Here is a 23,310-nt window from a genome sequence, read left to right as displayed (position 1 = left end):
GCGGCGCGGCACGGCCGTTCGGGCGAATTCCGGGTGCGCGGAGCGCGGTCGCGCCAGGCGCGGGGACGCCTGAGTGCGCCGGTGCGATCCACTGGCCCTGTGCATCCCCGCCCCGCGGAACGTATACCGCCGATCCGGGTGCCCGGGTGAGATCCACCCGTTTGCCGCACCCCATCATCTATTACTTCTTGTCACCATGAAGGCACTTTCTGTACACACTGTCCCCGCCCCTCGTGAGGAGCAATCCCGTGATTCTCTCCATCTCCGGCATCGTCCTGTTCGGTGTGATCGCTTTCCTCTTCTTCCGCCGGGACGGGCTGAAGATCTCCCATGCACTGGTCTGCGCGCTGTTCGGCTTCTACGTCGCGGGCTCCTCGATCGCCCCGACCATCCAGGCGGGCGGCGCGAGCCTGGCCAGCCTGATCGGCGGCCTGAAGTTCTGAGCGGTCCCTGCTCCTCACGGCCCGGGCGCGGACATCCCACCGCCCCGGGCCTTCTGCCGGACCCGCCCGGCTGATCCCCCGTCAGCCCGCCGGCGCCGTACCCCGCGGCCGTACCCAGCGGCCGTCCCCGCCGCCGTTCCCCGGGCCGCTCCCCGTGCCCGTCCCGTGCCCGTTCGTTCCCCTCCCCTCCCTCCGGAGCCCGCATGTCCCTCACCCGCCACTTCACCCGGGGCCGCGACCTCGCCCGCAGCGCCGGCGACCACGCCGCCGACGTGTTCGCCCCGCTGGCCCTGATCGGCCGCGGCCTGCGCCGCCACGCCGAGTGGGCCAAGGAGCGCTGGGCGGCCACCCCGAAGGATCGGCGCGGCCCGACGCTGCTGGTCGGCGCGGCCGTGGTGCTCGGCGTCTTCCTGCTGCCGCACGGCCCGCTGCTGGCGATCGTCGCCCTGGTCGCCTCGGCCGCCTGGGTCGGCCGCAGCCCCAAGTCCCCGCCGGTGCCCGAGCCGGAGGCCGCCGACGTCAAGCTGCCCGCGCTGTACGCGGCGCTCACCCCGTACTTCGGCGGCTACGACGACCCGGGCGCGCTGTACCGGGTGGACGGCGAGTGGAAAGCGGTGTTCGCGGACTGGGCGTTCGACCCGGACGGGCGGCTGGCCGCGCTGGACATCGTCTACCCGGCGTACTTCACCGACACCGAGCCGGCCGCCCGGGCCCGGATCGAGCAGGTGGTGCAGGGCAAGGCGGGCCGCTCGCGCGAGTACCGCTTCGACTGGGACGAGGAGTCCAACCGGCTGCGGGTGACGGCGCTTGCCCCGCTGCCCGCCGACATCGCCGCGCAGCGCTTCGTCACCGCGCCGGGCGAGATCGTGCTGGGCTTCACCGACGGCGCGGGCAGCCCGCGCACCATCCCGGTCGAGCAGGGCGGCGTCACCGGGCAGCAGCCGCCGGTGGTGTGGCGGGTCGGGCCGCGCTCGGCCGAGCCGCACCTGCTGGCGCTGGGCGCGCCCGGCCACGGCACCTCGACGCTGCTGCGCTCGATCGCCCTGCAGGCGCTGCCGCACGGCGACCTGGTGGTGGTGGACGGGGCGAGCACCGGCGAGCACGCCTGCCTGGTGAACCGTCCGGGCGTGCACACCGTGGAGACCAGCCTGCACGGGGCGCTCGCCGCGCTGGAGTGGTGCGCGCAGGAGACCGAGCGCCGGCTGGTCGCGCTGAACGCCGCCCGGCACCACGGGCTGGCCGCGCCCGCCGACGTCACCCGCCCGCTGTGGATCCTGCTCGACCACCTCACCGAGCTGTCCGAACTCGCCCACGCCGAGGGCCGCACCGACCCGCAGGAGCTGCTGGAGGTGCCGCTGCGGCACGGCCGGGCGGCCCGGGTCACGGTGGTGTTCGTGGACGCGCTGGACGCCCGGGACCGGGTCTCCGCGACCGTGCACGCCTGCGCCCGGGCCCGGGTGGTGCTCGGCCCGGTCACCGTCGACTCCGGCGCGGCGGCGCTCGGTGGCCCGCTGGACATCGCGCCCGCCGCGCACACCCCGCCCGGCCGCGGCTACGCCCGGATCGGCGCCGCCGCGCCGGTCCGGCTCCAGGTCCCGGTCACCGTCGACCCGCTGGACGAGGACGCCCCGGCCGCGCTGCGGGACGCGGTGGTCGCCCTGCTGCCGCACCACGACACCCGCACCGAGGCGGCGGCCCCGGCGGTCGCCGATCCGGTCGGTGCCGGACCGGCCGCCGCCGAGCCGGTCGAGGTGGAGCCGGTCAGTGTCGAGCCGGTCGACGTGGAGCCCCGGCCGACCGATCTGACGAAGGACGCGGCGCAGGTTAGTCCGCGCCCGGTCTGGTAAGAAGACCGGTCGGGCCCGACGCCCTTCGGCGGACCATAAGTGCACAAAATGTGACACGCCGGGTGATAACACCGCCCAGATGTGACAAAACGGGCGACCATGGGTACAAACAGGGGCGGCACGACAGGCGGCGTATGTCCCGGACGGGAATCTTCGTCGGAGGTCGAGCGTTGGACCCAGCGACGAAGACAGCGACCACTAGTCCTGTGGGCAAGAAGCCCGGGAGGCACGATTCATGAGCGAGCGAGCTCTCCGCGGCACGCGACTCGGGGCGACCAGCTACGAGACCGACCGCGGCATTGACCTGGCACCCCGCCAGACCGTTGAGTACGCATGTCAGAACGGACACCGCTTCGAGGTCCCGTTCTCGGTGGAGGCGGAGATTCCCGTGGTGTGGGAATGCCGTTTCTGCGGCCAGGAGGCCGCCCTCCTCGACGGCGAGGAGCCGGAGGAGAAGAAGACCAAGCCCACCCGCACCCACTGGGACATGCTGATGGAGCGCCGGACCCGCGAGGAGCTGGAGGAGGTCCTGGCCGAGCGCCTGGCCGTCCTGCGCTCGGGCGGGATGAACCTGGCGATCCACCCGCGCGACTCGCGCAAGTCCGCCTGACGGAGCGGCGCCGCACCAACGCCGAAGGGCCCCGGGGAACCGGGGCCCTTCGGCGTTCCCGCGTACGCGGGAAGAGGAAGAGGGTGCGCGGGAACCGCCGGACGGGACGTCCGACGGTGCGTCAGGGCGCGATCGGCGGGCGGTACCCGGTGTCCGGGCCGGACGGGCCGGACGTGCCGGAGGAACCGGACGGGTCGGCGGAGCCGCGCGGGCCGGCCGGCGGGTCGACGACCTCGCCCTGGACGACCTTGCCGTCGGGCCGGTGGATGCGCAGCTGCTCCTGCAGGCGCATCGCGTCGGCGAACCGGTCCGCGCCGACCGGGGTGGCGGAGCGCAGCGCCGAGCCGGTGATCCGGCGGCCGACGGCGCGCCACACGGCCCGGGTCGGCGGCAGCAGGAAGGTCACCGCCAGCAGGTCGGACAGGAAGCCGGGGACCATCAGCAGGAGGCCGGCCAGCACCGTCATCGACGTACCGGTCTGCGGCTGCGCGGACTGCGGGTCCCTGGACAGCTCGACGGCGGCCCGGAAGGCCCGCGCCCCGGCGCGCTTGATCACCGCGCCGCCGAGGAACACCCCGGCGACCAGCAGCAGCAGGGTCGGGAACCAGCCGATCCAGCCGGCCACCACGGTGACCAGCCAGATCTCCAGCACCAGCCAGGCGACGAGCAGCAGCGGCACGGTTCGGGCGAGCCGGCCGCGGCGGGCCGGGCGGGTCGGGCGGGCCGGGGTTGCTTGCCGGGACACGGTAGGGATCCACTCCATCGCGGTGCTCTCCGCGGCGGCCGGCCTCTCCGGCCGCGTCCACGGCACCACTCGGCACAACGGCCCCGGGGCCCGCCGTGTTCCGCGGCGCGCACCCGGGGCCGTCGGCCCGCGGCCGCTCAGGCCGTGCGCTCCGCCCTCCGCCGGCGCACCCCGCCGGCCACCGCGAACGCGCAGGCCAACACGCCGCCGAGGGCCAGCGTCCACTCCGGCGCGGCGCCGACCCGGTCCGCGACGGTCCTCCCGTCGCGCAGCGGCACCACCGCGTTCAGCACGGCCTGCTCCATCTCGCCGGTGCGCTGCCGCACCACGCCGTCCGGGGTGATCACCGCGGAGACGCCGCTGGTCGCCGCGATCAGCACCGCCCGTCCGTGCTCGACCGCCCGCAGCCGGGACATCGCCAGCTGCTGCTCGGTCTGCCCGGTGTTGTTGTACGTGGCGTTGTTGGTCTGCACGACGATCACCCGGCCGCCCTGGTCGACCGCGTCCCGGACGATCTCGTCGTACGCCACCTCGAAGCAGATCACGTCGCCGATCCGGGCCGGGCCGAGCTGCATCACGCCGTTGTGGTCGCCGGGGTAGAAGTCCCGGGCGACCCGCTGGAGGCGGCTGATCACCTTGGACAGCTCGGTGCGGAACGGCACGTACTCGCCGAACGGGACCGGGTGCTGCTTGGTGTAGGAGGCGCCGGGGCCGGTCGCCGGGTCCCAGACGATGCCCTCGTTCTGGACGTGCTGCTCGTCGGGGCCGTCGACCAGCGCGCCGACCAGGGTGGGCACGCCGACCGCCTTGACCGCCGCGTCGATCCGGGCGTAGGCCGCCGGGTCGGTGAACGGGTCGAGGTCGGAGGCGTTCTCCGGCCAGATCACGACGTCCGGCTTGGGCGCCGTGCCCGCGGCGACGGCGGCGGCGAGCTTCTCGGTGGCGGTGGCGTGGTTGTCCAGCACCTCCATCGGGCGGCCCAGGAAGTCCATGCCGGGGCGGTCCACGTTGCCCTGGACGAGGGCGACCTTCACCGTGTCGTCCGCCGAGGTCGGCACCGGCACCGCGTAGCCGACCAGCACCAGCGCGAGCGCGCCCACCGCGCCGACCGCGGTGCGCCAGGGCAGTTCGGTGTCGGTGCGCCGGGCGCGCGCCGCGCTCAGCGCCGCCCAGGCCAGCAGGGTGCCGCTGCCCGCGACCGCGAAGGTCACCAGCGGGGCGCCGCCCAGCGCGGCCAGCGGCGTGAACGGGCTGGCGGTGTTGGCGAACGCCAGCCGGCCCCACGGGAAGCCGCCGAAGGGCAGCCGGTCGCGCATCCACTCCTGGGTGACCCAGAGCGCCGCGCCCCACAGCGGCCAGCCGCGCAGCCTGGAGGTCAGCGCCGTGCCCGCGCCCATCAGGGCCAGGAACAGCGCCTCGATCAGCGACAGGCCGACGGCGGCGTCCCAGCCGACCGGGCGCAGCCAGGACAGCAGCACCACGAAGAACGGGACGCCGAAGGCGAAGCCCAGCCAGGCGCCGTGCCGGGCCCGGCGGCCCCGGGTCAGCAGCGCCAGGCCGGCCACCGCGAGGACCGACAGCGGCCAGGCCCCGAACGGCGGGAAGGCCAACGCCAGGGCCAGGCCGCAGAGCGCGGCCAGGACGGTCCGGCCCCACCAGGCCCGGCGGCCGCCCGCCCCTCCCGCCCCGCGGCCGCCCGGCCCGGGCGCCGGCGGCTCCGCGTCCTGCTCGGCCACCGGCTGCTCCTGCGAAACGGGCAGTGCCACCTGCGCACCACCTCTCTACCTCGGGATCGTCTCCGCGCCGGGAGGGGCGCACGCGCGTTCCACCTCGTTCGACGTCCCAGGAAAGGTACCTCACTCCCCCGGCCGCCCCCGCCCGGCCGACGGCCCGTCAACGGCCGACCGGCGGGCGGCGTCCGGACCGGGGCAGCGCCTCCTCCAGGGCGCGGGCGACCTGGAGCAGCAGTTCCTCGCGCCAAGGGGCGGCGACCAGCTGGACGCCCACCGGCGGGCCGGTGGCCGGGTCCCGGCGCAGCGGCAGCGGGAGCACGGGCCGGCCGGTGACGTCGGACAGCGAGGTGAGCACGCCCATCGGGTGGGAGCCGGGGGTGCGTTCGGTGTCCCACGGGTCGCGGGAGATCCCGAGCACCGGGCTCTCGGTGAACGGCAGTGCCCCGAACTCCGAGGCGGTGGTCTTGGCCGTCAGCACGGACCCGGCCACCACCAGCCGCCGCACCACCGCCCCGGTCCGGGTGGCCGGCTCCCGCGAGGTGCCCAGCGAGCCGTGGGTGGTCGGCCGGCCCGCGACGTCGGCGAGGTCCTTCACCGGCAGCGGCACCCCCGGGAACGGCGGCAGCCGGTCGTCCTTCCCCGCCCGGCGCACCCGGGCCCCGGCCGCCGCCGGACGGCGGCGGCCGGGTCGAGCGCGGAAACGGACGGGTCCATCGGGTCGGCGGGCGTCCCAGGCGTCCTCTCTCCTCGGGTGGTGCCCCCGCCCTGGTGCCGGGGCCGCCCCCGGGTCGTGGCCGGATGTCCGCGCCGGGACGGGTCCTACGCGTCGAGAGCGTGGACGGTGCGGCCGCGGACGACGGTGCGCAGGCAGGTGGGGAGGGAGTGGCCGGGGGTGAGGTCGGGCAGGCCCGGGGTGCCGGAGCGGGGGTCGGTGGACCAGCCGGCGATCCGGGTGTCGGGGGCCTGGACGACCAGGTCGGCGGTGTCCCAGACGGCGTAGGAGGCGATCGCGCCGGGGACGAGGACGCCGTCGGCGTCGTGGCCGAGGGCGCGGTGGCCGCCGCGGGTGTGGGCGGTGAAGGCGGCGCGGACCGAGATCCGGTGCTCGGGGGTGCGGTGGAAGGCCGCGGCCCGGACGGTGCCCCAGGGGTCGAGCGGGGTGACGGGGGCGTCGGAGCCGAAGGCCAGCGGGAGGCCGGTGCGCAGCATCGCGGCGAACGGGTTGAGGGCGGCGGCCCGCTCCGCGCCGAGGCGTTCGGCGTACATGCCGTCGGGGCCGCCCCAGGCGGCGTCGAAGGCGGGCTGGACGGAGGCGGTGAGGCCGAGTTCGGCGAACGCGGCGAGCGTCTCGTAGGTCAGGGCCTCGGCGTGCTCGACCCGGTGGCGGGCGGCCTTGACCCGGTCGAGGCCGAGCTTGTCGGCGGCGGCGCGCACGCCCGCCACGACGGCGCCGATCGCGGCGTCGCCGATGGCGTGGAAGCCGGCCTGGAGGCCGGCCTCGGTGCAGGCGGTGACGTGGTCGGCGATCTCGGCGGCGGTGAGGTAGGCGGCGCCGGTGTGCGGGGCGTCGGCGTAGGGGTCGTGCAGGCAGGCGGTGTGCGAGCCGAGCGCGCCGTCGACGAACAGGTCGCCGCCGGCGCCGACCGCGCCGAGCCGCCGGGCGGTCTCGACGCCCTCGGGGCCGAGTTCGCCCCAGTAGCCGTACACCTCGGGGCCGTCGGTCCCGGCGGCGAGGGCGAGCAGCGCGGCGAGGTCCTCGGCGGAGGAGATCTCCGGCCCGGCGCACTCGTGGAGGGTGCCGATGCCGAGTTCGGCGGCCCGGCGCAGGGTGGCGTGCTGGGCGTCCCGGCGCTGGAGCGGGGTGAGGTGGGCGAGCGCGGCCTGCCGGACGGCGTGGTGGGCGTCCCGGGTGAGCGGGCCGGTGGCGTCGTACCCGGGGAGCGCGTCCAGGCCGGGGACGAGGGCGCGCAGCGCGCTGGTGGCGAGGGCGGAGTGGACGTCGGTGCGGGAGAGGTAGAGCGGCACGGGGCCGGCGGCGGCGTCGAGTTCGGCCAGCGCGGGGGCGCGGTGCTCGGGCCAGCGGGTCTCGTCCCAGCCGTGGCCGATCAGGGCGCCGCCGGTGAAGGAGGCGCCGAACGCGGCGGTGCGGTCCAGGGCTTCGGCGAGCGAGCCGCAGCCGGTCAGGTCGAGGCCGGTGAGCGCGAGGCCGGTGGCGGTGGCGTGCACGTGGGCGTCGACGAAGGCGGGGGTGACCAGGGCGCCGTCCAGTTCGACGATCTCGTCGACGGTGTCGGCGTACGCCTCGGCGGCTCCGTCGCTGCCGACCCAGGCGACGTGCTGCCCCTCGACCAGCATGGCGGTGGCGAAGGGGTCGGCGGGGCTGTAGACGTTGCCGCCGCGCAGCAGCACGGTCCGGTCGGTGCGTTCGGTCATGGCGTCCAGTCTCGCACCGTGGACGGCGCGCCCCCGACCGGGTCAGAGCCTGGGCGGGCGGGCCTCGTACGGGGTGGACAGGACGACGGTGGTGCGGGTGGAGACGCCCGCGGCGGAGCGGATCCGGGCCAGCAGGTCCTCCAGGTCGCCGGGGCCGGGGACGCGGACCTTGAGGATGTAGTTCTCGTCGCCGGCGACGCTGTGGCAGGCCTCGATCTCGGGCAGGCCGACGAGCCGCTCGGGGGTGTCGTCGGGCGCGCTGGGGTCGAAGGGCTTGACCGAGATGAACGCGGTGAGCGCCAGGTCGACCGCCTCGGGGTCGACGATGGCGGTGTAGCCGCGGATGACGCCGCGCTGTTCGAGGCGGCGCACCCGCTGGTGCACGGCCGAGGTGGACAGGCCGGTGGCCTTGCCCAGGTCGGTGTAGCTCATCCGTCCGTCCTGGAGCAGCAGCTGGACGATGCGCTGGTCGAGTTCCTCCACAAGGCGTCAACCTACTCGATCGCGGCCGGGCTGTGCAGACAGCTCGCTGGGGGCGCATCCGGGGGGCACATGCCAACGGAATGTGGCGAGGAACACAAGGAATGCATCACCGTGCGCCGGAGTGCAGGGTTATGACGTGCCGTCACTGGGAAGTGCTGCTGGTGGCCCGGACGACGAGAGGTTCCGGCCCGATCCGAGGGGGATCACGATGCCTTCCACCGACCAGCGTTCCGACGTCGAGGACGAACCCGGCGCGCTCGAGGCGCCCTTCGGGGCGGACTCGGGCGCGGCCGACACCTGGGAGAGCTTCCGGGTGCACTGCCCGGAGTGCGACCGCCCGATCGCGTTGATCGGGGACGAGGAGCGCCTGCCCCAGCACGCGGTGCTGACCTCCGCGTGGAACCCCTTCCAGCCGGCCATCTGCCCCGGCACCGGCCTGCCGACGGCCGAGCTGCCCGAGTGCGAGGAGCCGCCGCGGTCGGACGGCCCGGACAACCTGGTGGCGCTGCCGTCCGCGCTGGACTGGCGCACCCAGCCGTTCTCGCACGCTGGGGCGCACCGCCCGGTGCGGGCGCTGGTGCCCGCGCAGCGCGACCGCCGCGCGGCCTGACGGCCGCGGCCCGCAGAGCCGGACCGGCCCGGCCGGTCCGACGTCCCGGCGAGGGTGCCGCCCGCGGTGCCCTCCGGGATCACTCCCCCGCCGTGCGGGTCCCGACGTCCCGCCGCGCGGGGCCCGGCGTCCGGCCCGGCCCGCGTACCCTTGGCCGGATGGACGCCGCCCTCCCCGACCCGCCCGCGGAGCTGGCCGCGCTGGCCGCGGCCCTGCTCGCGCTGCCGCCCTCGCTGGGCCCGGTGCGGCTGGTCGCGGTGGACGGGCACGCGGGCTCCGGCAAGACCACGTTCACCGGCCGGCTGGCCGCCGCGCTCGGCGGGGCCCCGGTGGTGCACCTGGACGACCTGGCCACGCACGGGGAGCCGTTCGGCTGGACGGAGCGGCTGCGCGCGGGCGTGCTGGAGCCGCTGGCGCGCGGGGTCGCGGGCCGGCACCCGGTGTACGACTGGACGGCGCGGGCCTTCACCGCCGAGCGGGCGGTGCCGGTGGCGCCGGTGGTGCTGCTGGAGGGGGTGGGCGCGGGCCGGCGGGAGGTGCGCCCGCACCTGGCGGCGCTGCTGTGGATGGAGCTCGGTCCGGCCGCGGCGCGGGCCCGCGGGCAGCTGCGGGACGGGCCGGAACTGGCCGAGTTCTGGGCGGGTTGGTCGCGTGCGGAGGATGCGCACTTCGCGGCGGACCCGAGCCGCCCGCACGCGGCGCTGCGGGTCGACGGGGTCACCGGGCGGATCTCCGGGAGCACCCTGAGTGAACCGGGTGGACCGGTCTTGACCTGCGACATCATCAGGATTTAAGTTCTGCGTGTCGCGGAAATCAGTTGAATCCGCAACCACAGACACGGCGCCTCCGGCTTGTTCCCCCGTGAGCCGGAGGCGTCGTCCTGCCCTCCTCCCCGCCCCGCCGCCCCCGCCGGGATGCGATCGTCTCGCGCCATTCGAGCCGCGCGGCACCCTTCCGGATCAGCGCCGCGCCGGTACCATGCCACGCAGGCGCGCAGAGGAGCGCCCCGAGGTCTGGCGGGGGGCGTCAGTGACGGTGGAGAGTTCCGGCGGCGAGGGTCCCGCCGCGGCGGGTCCCGACCCGGACGCCGACCGCGCCTGGGCGCGGGCCATGGACGCCTACACGGCCGGTTCGTACGCCCGCGCGGAGGAGGAGTTCCGCGCCGCGGTCTACGTCGACCCGGGCATGGCGGACGCCTGGCTCGGGCTGCACGCGCTGCGCAGCGACACGGCGGGCGCGCTGCTGGCGATGCACCGGCACCGCGACCGCTTCGGCGAGCAGCGCGAGCGCCACCGCCGTCCGCTCAGCTCCTGGTACTGGCTGGGCTGGTGGGTGCAGCCGGTGCTGGAGACCCCGCAGGACCTGGCGCTGGCGCACGCCTCGCACTGGCTGGACGGCCGCCACCTGGCCGAGCTGGAGCAGGCGCTGACGGACTGCCCGCCGCCGGAGCGCGACCCCGCGGTGCGCTTCCTGCACGCCTGCCGCTCCTACCTGCTCAAGGACTGGGAGCAGCTGATCCGGGATACCGACCGCCTGCTGGACGACCCGGTGCTGGGCATCGAGGCGGGCCTGTTCGCGGGCATGGCCCGGGTCCGGCTGGACATGTGCGCGCAGGCCCAGCGCCCGCTGGCGGCCGCGCTGGCGCGCTGCCGCTCCGAGCAGCCGCAGCGCAAGGAGCTGCGCTACTGGCTGGCCCGGGCGTACGAGGGCGCGGGGCGCAGCGCGGCGGCGCTGCCGCTGTACCGGGCGGTGCACCGGGCGGACCCGGCGTTCATGGACACCGCGCAGCGGCTGGCGGCGATCGCGGCCGAGGACGGGCTGCTGGACGGCGAGGCGTTCGGCGAGTACCGGGGCGCGGCGGGGCCGGCCGGGGCGCCGGAGGAGCTGGAGCCGGTGGAGTTCCGCGGCGGGTCCGGCGGGGTGAGCGAGGAGGTGTGCGAGGAGGACGGCGCGCCGGGCGCGGCCGAGCCGGGCCGGGCCCAGCTGGCCGAACGGGCCTCGGGCGCCGCGCCGTCGGCGCCGCGGCTGGGCAACTGGCCGATGGCGCAGGCGATCCCGCCGGCCGGCCCGAACCCGGCGCCGGCCGCCCGGCTGGAGCTGGACCAGGCGCTGGCCGAGCTGGAGGCGATGGTCGGCCTGGACCCGGTCAAGCGCCAGGTGCGGGCGCTGTCCGCGCAGTTACGGATGGCCCGGCTGCGCGCGGACCGGGGGCTGCCGGTGCAGCCGCCCAAGCGGCACTTCGTGTTCTCCGGGCCGTCGGGCACCGGCAAGACCTCGGTGGCGCGCATCCTCGGCCGGGTCTTCCACGCCCTGGGGCTGCTCTCCGGCGACCACCTGGTGGAGGCCCAACGGGCGGACCTGGTGGGCGAGTTCCTCGGACAGACGGCGGTGAAGGCGAACGAGCTGATCGACTCGGCGCTGGACGGCGTGCTGTTCATAGACGAGGCGTACTCGCTGGCCAACTCCGGCTACAGCAAGGGCGACGCGTACGGCGACGAGGCGCTGCAGGTGTTGCTCAAGCGGGCCGAGGACAACCGGGACCGATTGGTCATCATCCTTGCGGGGTACCCGGACGGCATGAATCGACTACTGGCAACGAACCCGGGCCTGAACTCCAGGTTCACCACCCGGGTCGACTTCCCGTCCTACCGCCCCGCCGAACTGGCCGACATCGGCCTGAAGTTGGCCCAGGCCGACGGCGACGGCTGGGACGTGGACGCGGCCGAGGAACTGACCTCGATCTGCGGACACGTGGTCGCCGAGGGCTGGATCGACCAGCTCGGCAACGGCCGCTTCATCCGCACCCTGTACGAGAAGTCCTGCGCCTACCGGGACCTGCGGCTCTCCGGGCAGCGCGGCGTGCCCTCCCGGGAGGATCTGGCGACCCTGCGGCTGCCGGACCTGCTGCAGGCGTACGGCGAACTGATCGACGGCCGCCAGTGAAGGGCGTCCGGGAGGAGCGCGCCGGCCGGGAGGACGACGAGGACCCGGCGCCGAGAGCGGAACGCGTACGGACGGCCGGGCCCCGCCGGGTGCCCTGGTACGTCTCCCTGCCGGTCACGCTGGCCGTGATCGTGGCCCTGTTCCTCGGGCTCGGGCAGCTGGGCTGGCTGCCGGGCCTGCCGAACCCGTTCGCCGAGAAGAGCGTGGACCGCAGCCAGCCCGCGGTGCTCAAGTCGGTGCAGAACATGAGCCGCTACAACGCGGCCACCGGCAACTTCCAGGTCATCGTGGACCTCGCCAACGAGGCCAAGTTCCTGCCGTCGGCGATCCTCGGCACCCGCAGCCTGTACGTGGGCGCGGGCACCGTCGGCGCCTACGTGGACCTGGGCAAGCTCGGGCCGGACTCGGTGAAGGTCTCCGACGACCGGCGCACCGCGTCCATCACCATCCCGCACGCGCAGCTCGCGGACGCGGCGCTGGACGTCAAGCACTCCTACATGTACTCGCAGGAGCGCGGCCTGTTCGACCGGCTCGGCGACCTGTTCTCGTCCAGCACCTCCGACGACCAGCACAAGGTGGAGCTGCTGGCCGTGGAGAAGATCGACAAGGCGGCGAAGGACACCGAGCTGACCACGACCGCGGAGAACAACACCAAGGCGATGCTGTCGGGCCTGCTGGGCTCGCTGGGCTTCACCTCGGTGACGGTCACCGTGGCGTAGCACCGCCCCCGCACCCCGGGGCCCCCGTTCCTCCGGCCGCGCGGCCGGAGGAACGGGGGCCCTCTCAGCGCTGGGCGGCGGCGGGCGGGCGGTGGTCGGGGTCGTGGACCTCGCCGACCAGCTCCTCCAGGACGTCCTCCAGGGCGACCAGGCCGAGCTGGCGCCCGTCCGGGTCGACCACGGCGGCCAGGTGGGCGGCGGCCCGGCGCATCGCGGCGAGCGCGTCGTCCAGCGGCAGGCCGGCCCGCAGCACGGTGATCGGCCGCCACAGCCGCTCCGGGATCGGCGCGGCCGGGTCGTCGACCTCCAGCGAGTCCTTCAGGTGCAGGTAGCCGAGGACGGCACCGTGCCCGTCGGCGACCGGGAAGCGGGAGAAGCCGGTCCGCACGGCCAGGCGCTGGATCTCCTCTCCGGTGACCTCGCGGCCGACGGTGACCAGCTGCTCGGGGTCGAGCAGCACCTCGGTGACCGGGCGGCTGCCCATCTCCAGGGCGTCCTCCAGGCGTTCGCGGCGGCGGTCGTCGAGCAGCCCGGCCTCGCCGGAGTCGGTGAGCATCAGCAGCAGCTGCTCGCTGGTGGCCACCGAGTCGACCTCGTCCTTGGGCTCGACCCGGAACAGCCGCAGCACGCCGTTGGCGAAGGCGTTCAGGAAGGCGATGAACGGGGCGAGCCAGCGGGCCAGCCGGTCCAGCGGCGGGCCGAGCAGCAGCGCGGCCCGCTCCGGCCCGGCCAGGGCGAGGTTCTTCGGCACCATCTCGCCGATCACCATGTGCAGGAACACCACGATGCTCAGCGCGATGGCGTAGCTCAGCGGGTGCATCGCCGAGTCGGGCACGCCGAGCGCGTGGAAGGCGGGCTCCAGCAGGTGCGCGATGGTCGGTTCGGCGAGCGCGCCGAGCAGCAGCGAGCAGACGGTGATGCCGAGCTGGGCGGCGGCCAGCATCGCGGAGACGTTGGACAGCGCGTGCAGCACGGTGCGGGCGCGCTTGTCGCCGGCCTCGGCGAGCGGCTCGATCTGGCTGCGGCGCACCGAGATGACGGCGAACTCGGCGCCGACGAAGAAGGCGTTGCCGAGCAGCAGGAGCAGCGAGAAGGCGAGTTGCAGGGCGCTCATCGGTGGTTGTCCCGGTCCTCGTCGTCGTTCTCGTCCTCGTGCACCCGGCGGACCTCGACCCGGCTGGTGCGGTGCCGGTCGACGGCGGTCACGGTCAGTTCCCAGCCGGGCAGGTGGGCGCGCTCGCCGACGGCGGGGAGCTTGCCGAGCAGGTCGGCGAGCAGGCCGCCGAGCGTCTCGTACGGGCCGTCGGGGGCGTGCAGGCCGATCTTGGCGAGCTGGTCGAGCCGGGCCCGGCCGTCGGCGTCCCAGACCGGCAGGCCGTCCCGCGGGGGGAGCGGGCGCAGGTCGGGGGTGTCGGCGGGATCGTGCTCGTCCTGGACCTCGCCGACCACCTCCTCGACGATGTCCTCGATGGTGGCGACGCCGGCGGTGCCGCCGTACTCGTCGACCACCACGGCCATCGGCTCGCGGCGGCGCAGCAGGTCGAGCAGCCGTTCGGCGGACATCGTCTCCGGGACCAGCAGCGGCGGGGCGCACAGGTGGCGGACCTTGGTGTGGTCGCGCCGCGCGGCGGAGACCGCGAGGGCGTCCTTGAGCGTGACGGTGCCGGTGACCTCGTCCAGGCTCTCGGCGTACACCGGGAAGCGGCTCAGCCCGGTGGCCCGGGTCAGGTTGACCACGTCGGTCGCGGTGGCGTCCTGCTGGAGGGCGGCGACGTCGATCCGCGGGGTCATCACGGACTGGGCGGTCAGCTCGCCCAGTCCCAGGGTGCGGACGAACAGCGTCGCGGACTGCTCGTCCATGACGCCGGCCTGGTACGAGTGCCGGGCCAGCGCCACGAGTTCGTCGGCGGTGCGGGCGTGGCCCAGCTCCTCCTGCGGTTCGACGCCGAAGGCCCGGACGATCCGGTCGGCGGAGCCGTTGAGGAAGGCGATCAGCGGCCGGCAGGCGGCGGAGAACGCGCGCTGCGGGCCGGCCACGGCGTAGGCGACCCGGATCGGGCGGGAGATCGCCCAGTTCTTCGGGACGAGTTCGCCGATCACCATCTGGATCACGGTGGCCAGCACCAGGCCGACGGCCACCGCGGTGCCGCGGGCCGCCGAGTCGGGCAGGCCGACGGCGGTGAACACCGGCTTCAGCAGGACGGATAGCGCCGGTTCGGCCAGCATGCCGACCACCAGCGAGGTGATGGTGATGCCGAGCTGGGCGCCGGAGAGCTGGAAGGAGAGCCTGTGCAGGGCCTTGGAGAGTCCCTTGGCCCGCCGGTCGCCGTCGGCCGCGGCGCGTTCCACGGTGCCGCGGTCGGCGGTCACGAACGCGAACTCGGCGGCCACGAACAGGCCGTTGGCGAGGATGAGCAGGAAAGCCGCGAGCAGCAGGAGCCAGGCGGTGGTCATCGAGCCGCCCGCCTTCCCCGGCTGGAGACGTGCGCGGCGGCGCGGGTACTACCGGACGGATCGTCCATCGAGGGGAGGTGTCACTCCTCTGGTCGCGGGCGGAGGCGGGCAGCCCGGTTCTCGGGTGGGCTTTGCCGCGGTTTTACCAGCCTAGACGATACCCGAACGCTTCTCCGGACCGGCCCGCCCCGCCCGTCCGGGGCGTGTCAGGACCGCCCGTCCGGAGGCGGGCCGGGGGACGGGGGTCAGGCCCGCTGCTCCTCGCGGCCCGCGCCGCGCTCCTCGACCAGGTCGCGCAGGGCGCGGGCGGCCCGGATCGCCTGCTCCCGGCCGCCGCCGGGCTGGATGCCGACGGCGGCCAGCGCAGTGCCGTCGGCGAGGTCGAGCACCACCCAGGGGTCGCCGGCCCGGAAGTTGACCCGGACCACCTCGGCCCAGGAGAGCCGGCGGCTGCGGACGAAGTTGACCACGGTCAGGCCCTCGGCGTCGGCGACCACCTTGGGACGGGCCAGCATCAGGCCGACCGCGGCGAACAGCAGGCCGGAGCAGGCCATCATCACCCGGTCGTTGAACTGCCAGCTCTCCGGCAGCACGACGGCGAGCACCGAGAACAGGACCACCAGCACGGCGCACAGCGCGTACAGCACGGCGCGGTTGCGGCGGGGCGCCCAGGTGACGGGCAGGACGGCGGGTGCGGGGGTGGACACGGGTGGCTCCAGGAGGGGCGGGACCGGGGTGGCGGCCCCGCCCGGTGGCGGGTCAGATGCGGCAGGCGTGGATGTTGGTGACCAGGATGGCCCGGGCGCCGATCGCCCACAGGTCGTCCATGATCCGCTGCGCCTCCTTGCGGAGCACCATCGAGCGGACCGCGACCCAGCCCTCGGTGTGCAGCGGCGAGACGGTCGGCGACTCCAGGCCCGGGGTGAGGCCGACGGCCTCGCCGACCTTCTCGGCCCGGATGTCGTAGTCCATCAGCACGTAGCGGCGGGCCACCAGCACGCCCTGCAGGCGGCGCAGGAACTGCTCGACCGCGGCGTCCTCGCCGGCCCCCTTGGACCGGATCACCACCGCGTCGGAGACCAGGATCGGCTCGCCGAACACCTCCAGGCCCGCGTTGCGCAGGCTGGTGCCGGTCTCCACCACGTCGGCGATCACGTCGGCGACGCCCAGGTGCACGGCGGTCTCCACCGCGCCGTCCAGCTTGGTGACGGTGGCCTTCACGCCGTGCTCGGCGAGGTGCTGCTCGACCAGGCCGGTGTACGAGGTGGCGATCCGCAGGCCGTCCAGGTCCCGGACGCCGGAGAGCTCCGCGCCGACCGGCCTGGCGAAGCGGAAGGTCGAGCCGGCGAAGCCGAGCGCCAGCACCTCCTCGGCCTCCGAGGCCGAGTCGAGCAGCAGGTCGCGGCCGGTGATGCCGACGTCCAGCCGGCCGGAGCCGACGTACACCGCGATGTCGCGCGGGCGCAGGAAGAAGAACTCGACCTGGTTGTCCGGGTCGACCAGGACCAGCTCCTTGGCCTCCTTGCGCTGCCGGTAGCCGGCCTCATGGAGCATCTCCGCCGCGGGACCCGAGAGCGAACCCTTGTTGGGGACGGCGATGCGGAGCATGAGTGGCGGACCCTTCGCGTTGGCGAGCAGTGGAGCGATCGGACGGGCGGTGGAACGGGACTGCTGGAGGTGCTGGTGCAGGGGTGCGGGTCAGAGGTGCTTGTAGACGTCCTCCAGCGTCAGCCCGCGGGCGAGCATCATCACCTGAACGTGGTAGAGGAGCTGCGAGATCTCCTCCGCCGCCTCCTCGGGCGACTGGTACTCGGCGGCCATCCAGACCTCGGCGGCCTCCTCGACGACCTTCTTGCCGATCGCGTGGACGCCCTGCTGGACCAGCTGGGCGGTACGGGAGGACGCGGGGTCGCCGGTGGCGGCCTTCTGCTGGAGCTCGGCGAAGAGCTCCTCGAATGTCTTGGAAGCCATGATGGGCTCACCTTACGGGGTGCGGGCTGACGGACGGTAAACGGTTCCGCACCGTGGACAGTCCGGTGGACGGCGTCCACGGTGCGGGAGGCCGTCCACCGGACCGTCCACGGCGCGGGGAACCGCCGTCCGCGGTGCGGCGGGGCGTGGTCAGCTCCGGGGCGCGAGCACCGCGCGCAGCGCGGCGGCGGTGGCGACAGCGGCGGTGACCGCCTCGTGGCCCTTGTCCTCGGCGGAGCCGGGCAGCCCGGCCCGGTCCAGCGCCTGCTGCTCGGTGTCGCAGGTGAGCACGCCGAAGCCGATCGGGACGCCGGTGTCCACCGAGACCTGGGTCAGGCCCACGGTGGCGGCCTGGCAGACGTAGTCGAAGTGCGGGGTGCCGCCGCGGATCACCACGCCCAGCGCGACCACCGCGTCGTACCCGGCGGCGGCCAGCCGCTTGGCGGCGACCGGCAGCTCGAAGGTGCCCGGGACGCGGACCACGGCCGCGTCGCCGATGCCCAGGTCCTTCAGGGCGCGCCGGGCGCCGTCCAGCAGGCCGTTCATCACCTGCTCGTGCCACTGCGCGGCGATCACCGCGACCCGCAGGTCGGCGCAGTTCTCCAGGCTCTCCGGGGACAGGACGGGGGCTCCGTGGCCGGCCATGTTCGTCTTCCTCTGTTCGTTGCTGGTGGTGGTTCGCTGCCGGCGGTGGTTCGTCGCCGGCGGTGGTGCGGGCGTGCGGGACGTGCGGCGGTGCGGGGGCGGCGGCTACTTGCCATCGTCCTCCTCCAGCCACGGCAGGTCGTGGCCCATCCGGTCGCGCTTGGTGCGCAGGTAGCGCAGGTTGTGCTCGCTCGCGGCGGTGGGCAGCGGGCGGCGGGCGGCGACCTTGAGGCCGTGCTCGGTGAGCGCGGTCTGCTTGGCGGGATTGTTGCTGAGCAGGGTCAGCGAGCGGACGCCGAGGTCGGTGAGCATCTGGGCGCCGATCGAGTAGTCGCGGGCGTCGGCGGGCAGGCCCTGGTCGAGGTTGGCGTCGACGGTGTCCAGGCCGTGGTCCTGGAGCTGGTAGGCGCGCAGCTTGTGGGCCAGGCCGATGCCGCGGCCCTCGTGGCCGCGCAGGTAGAGCACCACGCCGCGGCCGGCCGCGGCGACGGCGGCCAGCGAGGCGCTCAGCTGGGGGCCGCAGTCGCAGCGCAGCGAGCCGAACACGTCGCCGGTCAGGCACTCGGAGTGCAGCCGGACCAGCACGTCCTCGCCCTCGGGGAGCCGGCCGTCCGCGTCCAGGCCGCCGGCCACCAGGGCCAGGTGCTCGGTGCCGTCGATCGTGCCCCGGTAGCCGACGGCGGTGAACGCGCCGTGCTCGGTGGGCAGTTGCGTGACGGCGGCGCGGTCGACGTGCAGTTCGGTGCGGCGGCGGTAGGCGATCAGGTCCTCGATCGAGATGATCGCCAGACCGTGTTCGCGGGCGAAGGCGTGCAGTTCGGGCAGCCGGGCCATGGTGCCGTCGTCGTTGACCACCTCGGCGATGCCGCCGGCCGGGGGGAGCCCGGCGAGCCGGGCCAGGTCGACGGCGGCCTCGGTGTGGCCGGGGCGGACCAGCACGCCGCCGTCGACGGCGCGCAGCGGGAAGACGTGGCCGGGGCGGGTGAGGTCGGTGGGCTCGGTGCCGGCGGTGGCGAGCAGCTTGACGGTGCGGGCCCGGTCGGCGGCCGAGATGCCGGTGGAGACGCCGTCGCGGGCGTCGACCGAGACGGCGTACGCGGTGCCCTTGCGGTCCTCGTTGACCCGGGTCATCGGCGGGAGCTTCAACCGGTCCAGTTCCTTGCCGGTCATCGGGACGCAGATCACGCCGGAGGAGTGCCGGACGGTGAAGGCCAGCAGTTCGGGGGTGGCGGCCGAGGCGGCGAAGACGATGTCGCCCTCGTTCTCGCGGTCCTCGTCGTCGACCACGATCACGGCGCGGCCGAGCGCGATGTCGGCGACGGCGCGCTCGACCGGGTCGAGGGCGAACGGCCCGGTGGCGGGGGCGGAACCGGCGGGCCGGGGGGTGGTGGGCTGGGCGCTCATGCGGCGGCTCCGGTGGGGATCGAGGCGGTGCGGGCCGCCCGGGCCTTCGTCCACCAGCTGGCCAGGCCGGCCACCACCAGGACGAAGTAGATGCTGAAGGTGAGGGCCGAGAAGACGTAGCCGTGGGTGTACGAGTACGGGACGCTGATCAGGTCGACGGCGATCCAGGCGAACCAGAACTCGACCCAGCCGCGGGCCTGGGCGTACATCGCGGCCAGCGTGCCGACGAAGATGTACGCGTCCAGCAGCGGGTTCCAGGACAGCTTCGGGAAGGCGTGGAAGAGCGCGGCGACGGCGGCGGTGCCGGCCGCGGTGGCGACGACCAGCACGGCCCGTTCGCGCCAGTTCGCGAAGCGCACCTCGACCTGGCCGGTGTCGCGGCGGCCCCGGCTCCACTGCGTCCAGCCCCAGACGGCGGCGACGATGACGATCACCTGCTTGCCGATCAGGCCGGGCACCTGCCCGCCGAGGAAGGCGGTGATCAGCACCGCGCCGGCCAGCAGTTGGGCGGGCCAGGTGAGCACCGAGCGGCGCCAGCCGAGGGCCAGGGCGCCGAGCCCGATCAGGTTGCCGGTCATGTCGGCGACCTTCACGTGCTCGCCGAAGGCGGTGAAGGCCAGGTCTCCGAACGCACTCACTTGGAACCCCCCAGGGTGTCGGGCAGGGCACGGGTGTCGAGCAGCCGCTCGACGTACTTGGCGAGCACGTCCACCTCGAGGTTGACGGGGTCGCCGACCGCCTTGGCGCCCAGCGTGGTGAGGGCGAGGGTGGCGGGGATGAGCGAGACGGTGAACGAGTCGAGGGCGGCCTCGACGACGGTGAGGCTCACTCCGTCCACGGTGATCGACCCCTTCTCGACCAGGTAGCGCGAGATCGGCTGCGGCAGGGTGAAACGCAGCACCTCCCAGCGCGGATTCCCGTCCGGGTCGAGGTCGCCGGGCTCGCGGGAGAGCAGCGTCCCGGTGCCGTCGACGTGCCCCTGCACCAGGTGGCCGCCGAGCCGGGCGCCGAGCGCCATCGCCCGTTCCAGGTTGACCCGGGAGCCGGGGCGCAGGGCGCCGAGGCTGGAGCGCAGCAGCGTCTCGCGCATCACGTCGGCGCTGAACTCGCCGGGGCGGTCCGCGAGTTGCTCGTTGCCGTCGAGGACGGTCAGACAGACGCCGTTGACCGCGATGGAGTCGCCGTGCCGGGCGTCGGCCGTGACGACCGGACCGCGCAGGCGGATGCGCGAGGATGCGCCGATCTCCTCGATGGAGACGACCTCGCCGAGCTCTTCGATGATGCCGGTGAACACCCGGGTTCTCCTCGCGCTTGGGGCGCGGACTCCGGGGCGGCTCATGGGAGTTGACTGCGGACGGCACGCCGGACGCGGCTCCCCCGGGGCGCCTGGGCTTCCTCGCCGAGGCACGGGTTCGCTGCCGTCCTGCTGCGCACCCCGGCCCTCGGGTGGGCCGCGGTACTGACACGCCTGGTCCGCCGCGCACGCCTCCCATCCGGACTTTAACCGTCGGTCCAGGAATTTCACCTGGTCAACCGCCCGCTGGCTGCGGACGGGTCGCGGACTGTAACCGCCGGTTCGGATTTTCACCGACCCCGGAGTGCGCTGAACGTCACTGGTACTGCACCCACATTGTTGCACGCGCCGGTGGTCCGGCCGCAAGGAACGCGCGCTGTGGCCTGGTTCACGCCGGTAGAGGACGGCGGGAAGGAATAGTTCCCGGTACGGAGGAATCCCGGCCGGGGAGTTGGCCCGGAGGTCGGGTCGGGTCGGGTCGGGTCGGGCGGGGCGGGGTCGGATCGGGCCGGGTCGGGTCGGGCGGGGCAGGGTCGGATCGGGCCGGGTCGGGGAGTCGGGGCGACACCGCCCGTCGGGCGCGCGGTGAGCGGGGGTAGCGTCGGGCGGGTGATCTTCGACGCCCTGGCCGCGGACGCGATCCGCGGACCGGCCCGCCTGCGGGCCCTGTACGAGCAGCCGAGCGCGCTGGTGCGGCGCAAGCAGGTCGACCGCCTGCACGAGGCGGACCGCCGGCTGATCGGCTGCTCCTCGCTGGTGTTCGTCGCCACCGCCGACGCGGACGGCAACTGCGACGCCACGCCGCGCGGCGGCCCGCCCGGCTTCGTCGCGGTGCTGGACGAGCACACCCTGGCGATCCCGGACGCCACCGGCAACCGGCGGCTGGACACCCTGCACAACGTCGCCGCCACCGGGAAGGCCGGCCTGCTCTTCGTCGTCCCCGGCCGGGCCGCCACCCTGCGGGTCAACGGGCGGGCCTGCGTGAGCGAGGACCCGGAGCTGCTGGCGCGGCTGACGCCGGTGGGCAAGCCGCCGCGCACCGCGATCGTGGTGGCCGCCGACGAGGTGTACGGGCACTGCCCGAAGGCGCTGCTGCGTTCGTCCGCGTGGCGGCCCGAGCGGTGGCCGCCCGCCGACGCGGCGCCCGGTTCGGCCGAGATCACCCTCTCCCACCTGGGCGATCCGGCGCTCACCCTGGAGCAGGTGGTGGCCGCCGAGGAGGAGTCGCTGCGGCTGCGCTACGAGTGACCCGGGGTCCGCGGCGGGAGGGACCGCGGGAGGGGGCGGGCGGAGGGGCCGTGGGAGGGCTCCGCGGCGGGCTGGTGCATGCTGGGAGGCACGGGATCTCCGCATAGGCGGAACTTTGGGGGGCCATAGCTTCGACTTATGACGACATAAGCCGGAGCCCGGTACCGGGCGCGCCCGCCGGCTGCGAGGCTGGGCGGTACGCGCCCCGAGTCGAACAGGAGTACCTGCCCATGCCCCGCCCCGTCCGGGTGGCCATCGTCGGTTCCGGCCCCGCCGGAATCTACGCCGCCGACGCGCTGCTGAAGTCCGACCTGGCCGCCGCCCCCGGCGTCTCCATCGACCTGATCGAGCGCCTGCCCGCCCCCTTCGGCCTGATCCGCTACGGCGTCGCCCCCGACCACCCCCGGATCAAGGGCATCATCACCGCCCTGCACCAGGTCCTCGACAAGCCCCAGGTCCGCCTGCTCGGCAACGTCGACTACCCCGGCGACCTCTCGCTCGACGAGCTGCACCGCTTCTACGACGCGGTGGTCTTCGCCACCGGCGCCGAGGCCGACCGCGACCTGAACGTCCCCGGCATCGAGCTGGACGGCTCGTACGGCGCGGCCGACTTCGTCTCCTGGTACGACGGGCACCCCGAAGTCCCGCGCGAGTGGCCGCTGGAGGCCGAGCAGGTCGCCGTCCTCGGCGTCGGCAACGTCGCGCTCGACGTGGCCCGCATCCTGGCCAAGACCGCGGACGAGCTGCTGCCCACCGAGATCCCGCCGAACGTGTACGAGGGCCTGGCCGCGAACCGCGCCGTCGAGGTGCACGTGTTCGGGCGGCGCGGGCCCGCGCAGGCCAAGTTCTCCCCGATGGAGCTGCGCGAACTCGACCACTCCCCCACCATCGAGGTCGTCGTCGACCCCGAGGACATCGACTACGACGAGGGCTCGATCGCCACCCGGCGCGCCAACAAGCAGGCCGACATGGTCGCCTCGACCCTGGAGAACTGGGCGATCCGCGACGTCGGCGACCGGCCGCACCGCATCCACCTGCACTTCTTCGAGAACCCGGTCGAGGTGCTCGGCGCGGACGGCAAGGTCGTCGCGCTGCGCACCGAGCGCACCGAACTCGACGGCACCGGCAACACGGTGGGCACCGGCACCTTCCGCGACTGGCCCGTCCAGGCCGTCTACCGGGCGGTCGGCTACCGCTCCGACGAACTGCCCAAGCTGCCCTTCGACCCCCTGACCGCGACCGTCCCGCACCAGGCCGGCCGGGTCCAGGAGAACGGCGCCCACCTGCCCTCCGTCTACGTCACCGGCTGGGTCAAGCGCGGCCCGGTCGGCCTGATCGGCCACACCAAGGGCGACGCCAACGAGACGGTCGCCTGCCTGGTCGCCGACCACGCGGCGGGCCTGCTGCGGACCGCCGCCGAACCCGCCGAGGACGCCGTCGTCGGCTTCCTGCGCAGCCGCGGCGTCGACTTCACCACCTGGGAGGGCTGGCAGCACCTCGACACCCACGAGAAGGCCCTCGGCGCGGCGGGGGGCCGCGAGCGGGTCAAGGTCGTCGACCGGGTCGGCATGCTCGACGCCTCCCGCAGCGACCGGGCGGCGGACCGCAACCCGCGGTAGCCGCCCGCGGGCCCGGGTGAACGCCCGGCCGGACCGTCCGGGACCACGTCCCGCGGCGCGCCCGGCCGGGCGTTCGCGCGCGACCGCGCGGCAGGCCGGGGGGCCCGGG

At 74.7% G+C, this 23,310-nt stretch carries 23 protein-coding genes and 1 riboswitch; of the genes, 9 read left to right on the top strand and 14 right to left on the bottom strand.

Annotation, left to right across the window (positions count from 1 at the left end):
* The first annotated feature begins 248 nt into the window (after positions 1-248).
* The 3 genes from K353_RS06305 to K353_RS06295 all read left to right on the top strand — a co-directional run bounded on the left by K353_RS06305 (position 249) and on the right by K353_RS06295 (position 2,900).
* On the top strand, positions 249-443 hold the full coding sequence (locus K353_RS06305; protein ID WP_100835141.1) for a hypothetical protein: 195 nt from the start codon (positions 249-251) through the stop codon (positions 441-443).
* 203 nt (positions 444-646) lie between these two features.
* On the top strand, positions 647-2,290 hold the full coding sequence (locus K353_RS06300; RefSeq protein ID WP_111552578.1) for an FtsK/SpoIIIE domain-containing protein: 1,644 nt from the start codon (positions 647-649) through the stop codon (positions 2,288-2,290).
* Between the two features lie 235 nt (positions 2,291-2,525).
* Complete coding sequence (locus K353_RS06295; RefSeq protein ID WP_014134296.1) at positions 2,526-2,900, top strand: RNA polymerase-binding protein RbpA; 375 nt, start codon at positions 2,526-2,528, stop codon at positions 2,898-2,900.
* A 121-nt stretch (positions 2,901-3,021) separates the two neighbouring features.
* On the opposite strand, the gene fxsA is transcribed toward K353_RS06295, so the two are convergent.
* From fxsA to K353_RS06270, 5 genes are all read right to left on the bottom strand, one after another.
* Positions 3,022-3,645 carry an FxsA family membrane protein gene (gene fxsA, locus K353_RS06290; protein ID WP_233533409.1) on the bottom strand — a complete coding sequence of 208 codons (624 nt, stop codon included), beginning with the start codon at positions 3,643-3,645 and terminating at the stop codon, positions 3,022-3,024.
* A 137-nt stretch (positions 3,646-3,782) separates the two neighbouring features.
* Positions 3,783-5,411, bottom strand: coding sequence for an apolipoprotein N-acyltransferase (gene lnt / locus K353_RS06285; RefSeq protein WP_233533408.1), 1,629 nt, complete (start codon positions 5,409-5,411; stop codon positions 3,783-3,785).
* Between the two features lie 127 nt (positions 5,412-5,538).
* On the bottom strand, positions 5,539-6,030 hold the full coding sequence (locus tag K353_RS34255; protein ID WP_158585357.1) for an amidase family protein: 492 nt from the start codon (positions 6,028-6,030) through the stop codon (positions 5,539-5,541).
* A 167-nt stretch (positions 6,031-6,197) separates the two neighbouring features.
* Positions 6,198-7,811 (bottom strand): amidohydrolase, encoded by a 1,614-nt coding sequence (locus K353_RS06275; RefSeq protein WP_111552577.1) that lies wholly within the window; start codon positions 7,809-7,811, stop codon positions 6,198-6,200.
* Between the two features lie 42 nt (positions 7,812-7,853).
* Complete coding sequence (locus K353_RS06270; RefSeq protein ID WP_111552576.1) at positions 7,854-8,294, bottom strand: Lrp/AsnC family transcriptional regulator; 441 nt, start codon at positions 8,292-8,294, stop codon at positions 7,854-7,856.
* A gap of 208 nt (positions 8,295-8,502) precedes the next feature.
* Here K353_RS06270 and K353_RS06265 point away from each other — a divergent pair, with 208 nt between their 5' ends.
* The 4 genes from K353_RS06265 to K353_RS06250 all read left to right on the top strand — a co-directional run bounded on the left by K353_RS06265 (position 8,503) and on the right by K353_RS06250 (position 12,566).
* Positions 8,503-8,904, top strand: coding sequence for a hypothetical protein (locus tag K353_RS06265; RefSeq protein ID WP_111552575.1), 402 nt, complete (start codon positions 8,503-8,505; stop codon positions 8,902-8,904).
* A gap of 158 nt (positions 8,905-9,062) precedes the next feature.
* The gene (locus K353_RS06260; protein WP_111552574.1) at positions 9,063-9,698 is read left to right on the top strand and encodes a uridine kinase; all 636 of its coding nucleotides are present in this window, start codon (positions 9,063-9,065) and stop codon (positions 9,696-9,698) included.
* Positions 9,699-10,014: 316 nt separating this feature from the next.
* The gene (locus K353_RS06255; RefSeq protein WP_111552776.1) at positions 10,015-11,847 is read left to right on the top strand and encodes an AAA family ATPase; all 1,833 of its coding nucleotides are present in this window, start codon (positions 10,015-10,017) and stop codon (positions 11,845-11,847) included.
* Positions 11,844-12,566, top strand: coding sequence for a DUF4230 domain-containing protein (locus K353_RS06250; RefSeq protein WP_111552573.1), 723 nt, complete (start codon positions 11,844-11,846; stop codon positions 12,564-12,566). The genes K353_RS06255 and K353_RS06250 overlap by 4 nt, the downstream gene beginning before the upstream one ends.
* Before the next feature lie 64 nt (positions 12,567-12,630).
* Here the strand turns inward: K353_RS06250 and K353_RS06245 are convergent, their stop codons facing one another.
* The 9 genes from K353_RS06245 to K353_RS06205 all read right to left on the bottom strand — a co-directional run bounded on the left by K353_RS06245 (position 12,631) and on the right by K353_RS06205 (position 20,334).
* On the bottom strand, positions 12,631-13,680 hold the full coding sequence (locus K353_RS06245; RefSeq protein ID WP_111552572.1) for a hemolysin family protein: 1,050 nt from the start codon (positions 13,678-13,680) through the stop codon (positions 12,631-12,633).
* Positions 13,677-15,020: a hemolysin family protein gene (locus K353_RS06240; RefSeq protein WP_111552571.1), complete on the bottom strand. Its 1,344-nt coding sequence runs from the start codon at positions 15,018-15,020 to the stop codon at positions 13,677-13,679. Before K353_RS06240 ends, K353_RS06245 begins: the two co-directional genes overlap by 4 nt.
* Positions 15,021-15,265: 245 nt before the next feature.
* Positions 15,266-15,727: a PH domain-containing protein gene (locus tag K353_RS06235; protein WP_111552570.1), complete on the bottom strand. Its 462-nt coding sequence runs from the start codon at positions 15,725-15,727 to the stop codon at positions 15,266-15,268.
* Positions 15,728-15,779: 52 nt separating this feature from the next.
* Positions 15,780-16,628 (bottom strand): ATP phosphoribosyltransferase, encoded by an 849-nt coding sequence (gene hisG / locus K353_RS06230; RefSeq protein ID WP_100835152.1) that lies wholly within the window; start codon positions 16,626-16,628, stop codon positions 15,780-15,782.
* A 90-nt stretch (positions 16,629-16,718) separates the two neighbouring features.
* Positions 16,719-16,991 (bottom strand): phosphoribosyl-ATP diphosphatase, encoded by a 273-nt coding sequence (locus K353_RS06225; RefSeq protein ID WP_111552569.1) that lies wholly within the window; start codon positions 16,989-16,991, stop codon positions 16,719-16,721.
* Between the two features lie 150 nt (positions 16,992-17,141).
* Positions 17,142-17,636 (bottom strand): 6,7-dimethyl-8-ribityllumazine synthase, encoded by a 495-nt coding sequence (gene ribH, locus K353_RS06220; protein ID WP_111552568.1) that lies wholly within the window; start codon positions 17,634-17,636, stop codon positions 17,142-17,144.
* Positions 17,637-17,741: 105 nt separating this feature from the next.
* Positions 17,742-19,040, bottom strand: a complete 1,299-nt coding sequence (locus K353_RS06215; RefSeq protein ID WP_111552567.1) for a bifunctional 3,4-dihydroxy-2-butanone-4-phosphate synthase/GTP cyclohydrolase II — start codon at positions 19,038-19,040, stop codon at positions 17,742-17,744.
* On the bottom strand, positions 19,037-19,618 hold the full coding sequence (locus K353_RS06210) for a nicotinamide mononucleotide transporter family protein (protein ID WP_199528022.1): 582 nt from the start codon (positions 19,616-19,618) through the stop codon (positions 19,037-19,039). The genes K353_RS06215 and K353_RS06210 overlap by 4 nt, the downstream gene beginning before the upstream one ends.
* 56 nt (positions 19,619-19,674) lie before the next feature.
* Positions 19,675-20,334: a riboflavin synthase gene (locus K353_RS06205; RefSeq protein WP_111552565.1), complete on the bottom strand. Its 660-nt coding sequence runs from the start codon at positions 20,332-20,334 to the stop codon at positions 19,675-19,677.
* A gap of 183 nt (positions 20,335-20,517) precedes the next feature.
* Positions 20,518-20,645: riboswitch (FMN riboswitch) on the bottom strand.
* Between the two features lie 298 nt (positions 20,646-20,943).
* On the opposite strand from K353_RS06205, the gene K353_RS06200 reads away from it, so the two are divergent.
* Both K353_RS06200 and K353_RS06195 read left to right on the top strand, forming a co-directional pair.
* Positions 20,944-21,582: an MSMEG_1061 family FMN-dependent PPOX-type flavoprotein gene (locus K353_RS06200; protein ID WP_233533407.1), complete on the top strand. Its 639-nt coding sequence runs from the start codon at positions 20,944-20,946 to the stop codon at positions 21,580-21,582.
* Between the two features lie 230 nt (positions 21,583-21,812).
* Complete coding sequence (locus K353_RS06195; RefSeq protein ID WP_111552563.1) at positions 21,813-23,201, top strand: FAD-dependent oxidoreductase; 1,389 nt, start codon at positions 21,813-21,815, stop codon at positions 23,199-23,201.
* The last annotated feature ends 109 nt before the right edge of the window (positions 23,202-23,310 follow it).

It is taken from the genome of Kitasatospora sp. SolWspMP-SS2h (assembly GCF_003259315.1).
GTDB lineage: Bacteria > Actinomycetota > Actinomycetes > Streptomycetales > Streptomycetaceae > Kitasatospora > Kitasatospora fiedleri.
The sequence above is the reverse complement of the archived record's forward strand: the minus strand, read 5'-3'. Positions and strand labels throughout refer to the sequence as shown.

Bases quoted from the DNA above. Each gene is read 5' to 3' on its own strand.
- K353_RS06265 (WP_111552575.1), top strand. From the start codon at position 8,503: ATGCCTTCCACCGACCAGCGTTCCGACGTCGAGGACGAACCCGGCGCG.
- K353_RS06240 (WP_111552571.1), bottom strand. From the start codon at position 15,020: ATGACCACCGCCTGGCTCCTGCTGCTCGCGGCTTTCCTGCTCATCCTC.
- K353_RS06295 (WP_014134296.1), top strand. From the start codon at position 2,526: ATGAGCGAGCGAGCTCTCCGCGGCACGCGACTCGGGGCGACCAGCTAC.
- K353_RS06255 (WP_111552776.1), top strand. From the start codon at position 10,015: ATGGACGCCTACACGGCCGGTTCGTACGCCCGCGCGGAGGAGGAGTTC.
- K353_RS06195 (WP_111552563.1), top strand. From the start codon at position 21,813: ATGCCCCGCCCCGTCCGGGTGGCCATCGTCGGTTCCGGCCCCGCCGGA.
- K353_RS06225 (WP_111552569.1), bottom strand. From the start codon at position 16,991: ATGGCTTCCAAGACATTCGAGGAGCTCTTCGCCGAGCTCCAGCAGAAG.
- K353_RS06210 (WP_199528022.1), bottom strand. From the start codon at position 19,618: ATGACCGGCAACCTGATCGGGCTCGGCGCCCTGGCCCTCGGCTGGCGC.
- K353_RS06215 (WP_111552567.1), bottom strand. From the start codon at position 19,040: ATGAGCGCCCAGCCCACCACCCCCCGGCCCGCCGGTTCCGCCCCCGCC.
- K353_RS06300 (WP_111552578.1), top strand. From the start codon at position 647: ATGTCCCTCACCCGCCACTTCACCCGGGGCCGCGACCTCGCCCGCAGC.
- K353_RS06260 (WP_111552574.1), top strand. From the start codon at position 9,063: ATGGACGCCGCCCTCCCCGACCCGCCCGCGGAGCTGGCCGCGCTGGCC.
- K353_RS06275 (WP_111552577.1), bottom strand. From the start codon at position 7,811: ATGACCGAACGCACCGACCGGACCGTGCTGCTGCGCGGCGGCAACGTC.
- hisG (WP_100835152.1), bottom strand. From the start codon at position 16,628: ATGCTCCGCATCGCCGTCCCCAACAAGGGTTCGCTCTCGGGTCCCGCG.
- ribH (WP_111552568.1), bottom strand. From the start codon at position 17,636: ATGGCCGGCCACGGAGCCCCCGTCCTGTCCCCGGAGAGCCTGGAGAAC.
- K353_RS06245 (WP_111552572.1), bottom strand. From the start codon at position 13,680: ATGAGCGCCCTGCAACTCGCCTTCTCGCTGCTCCTGCTGCTCGGCAAC.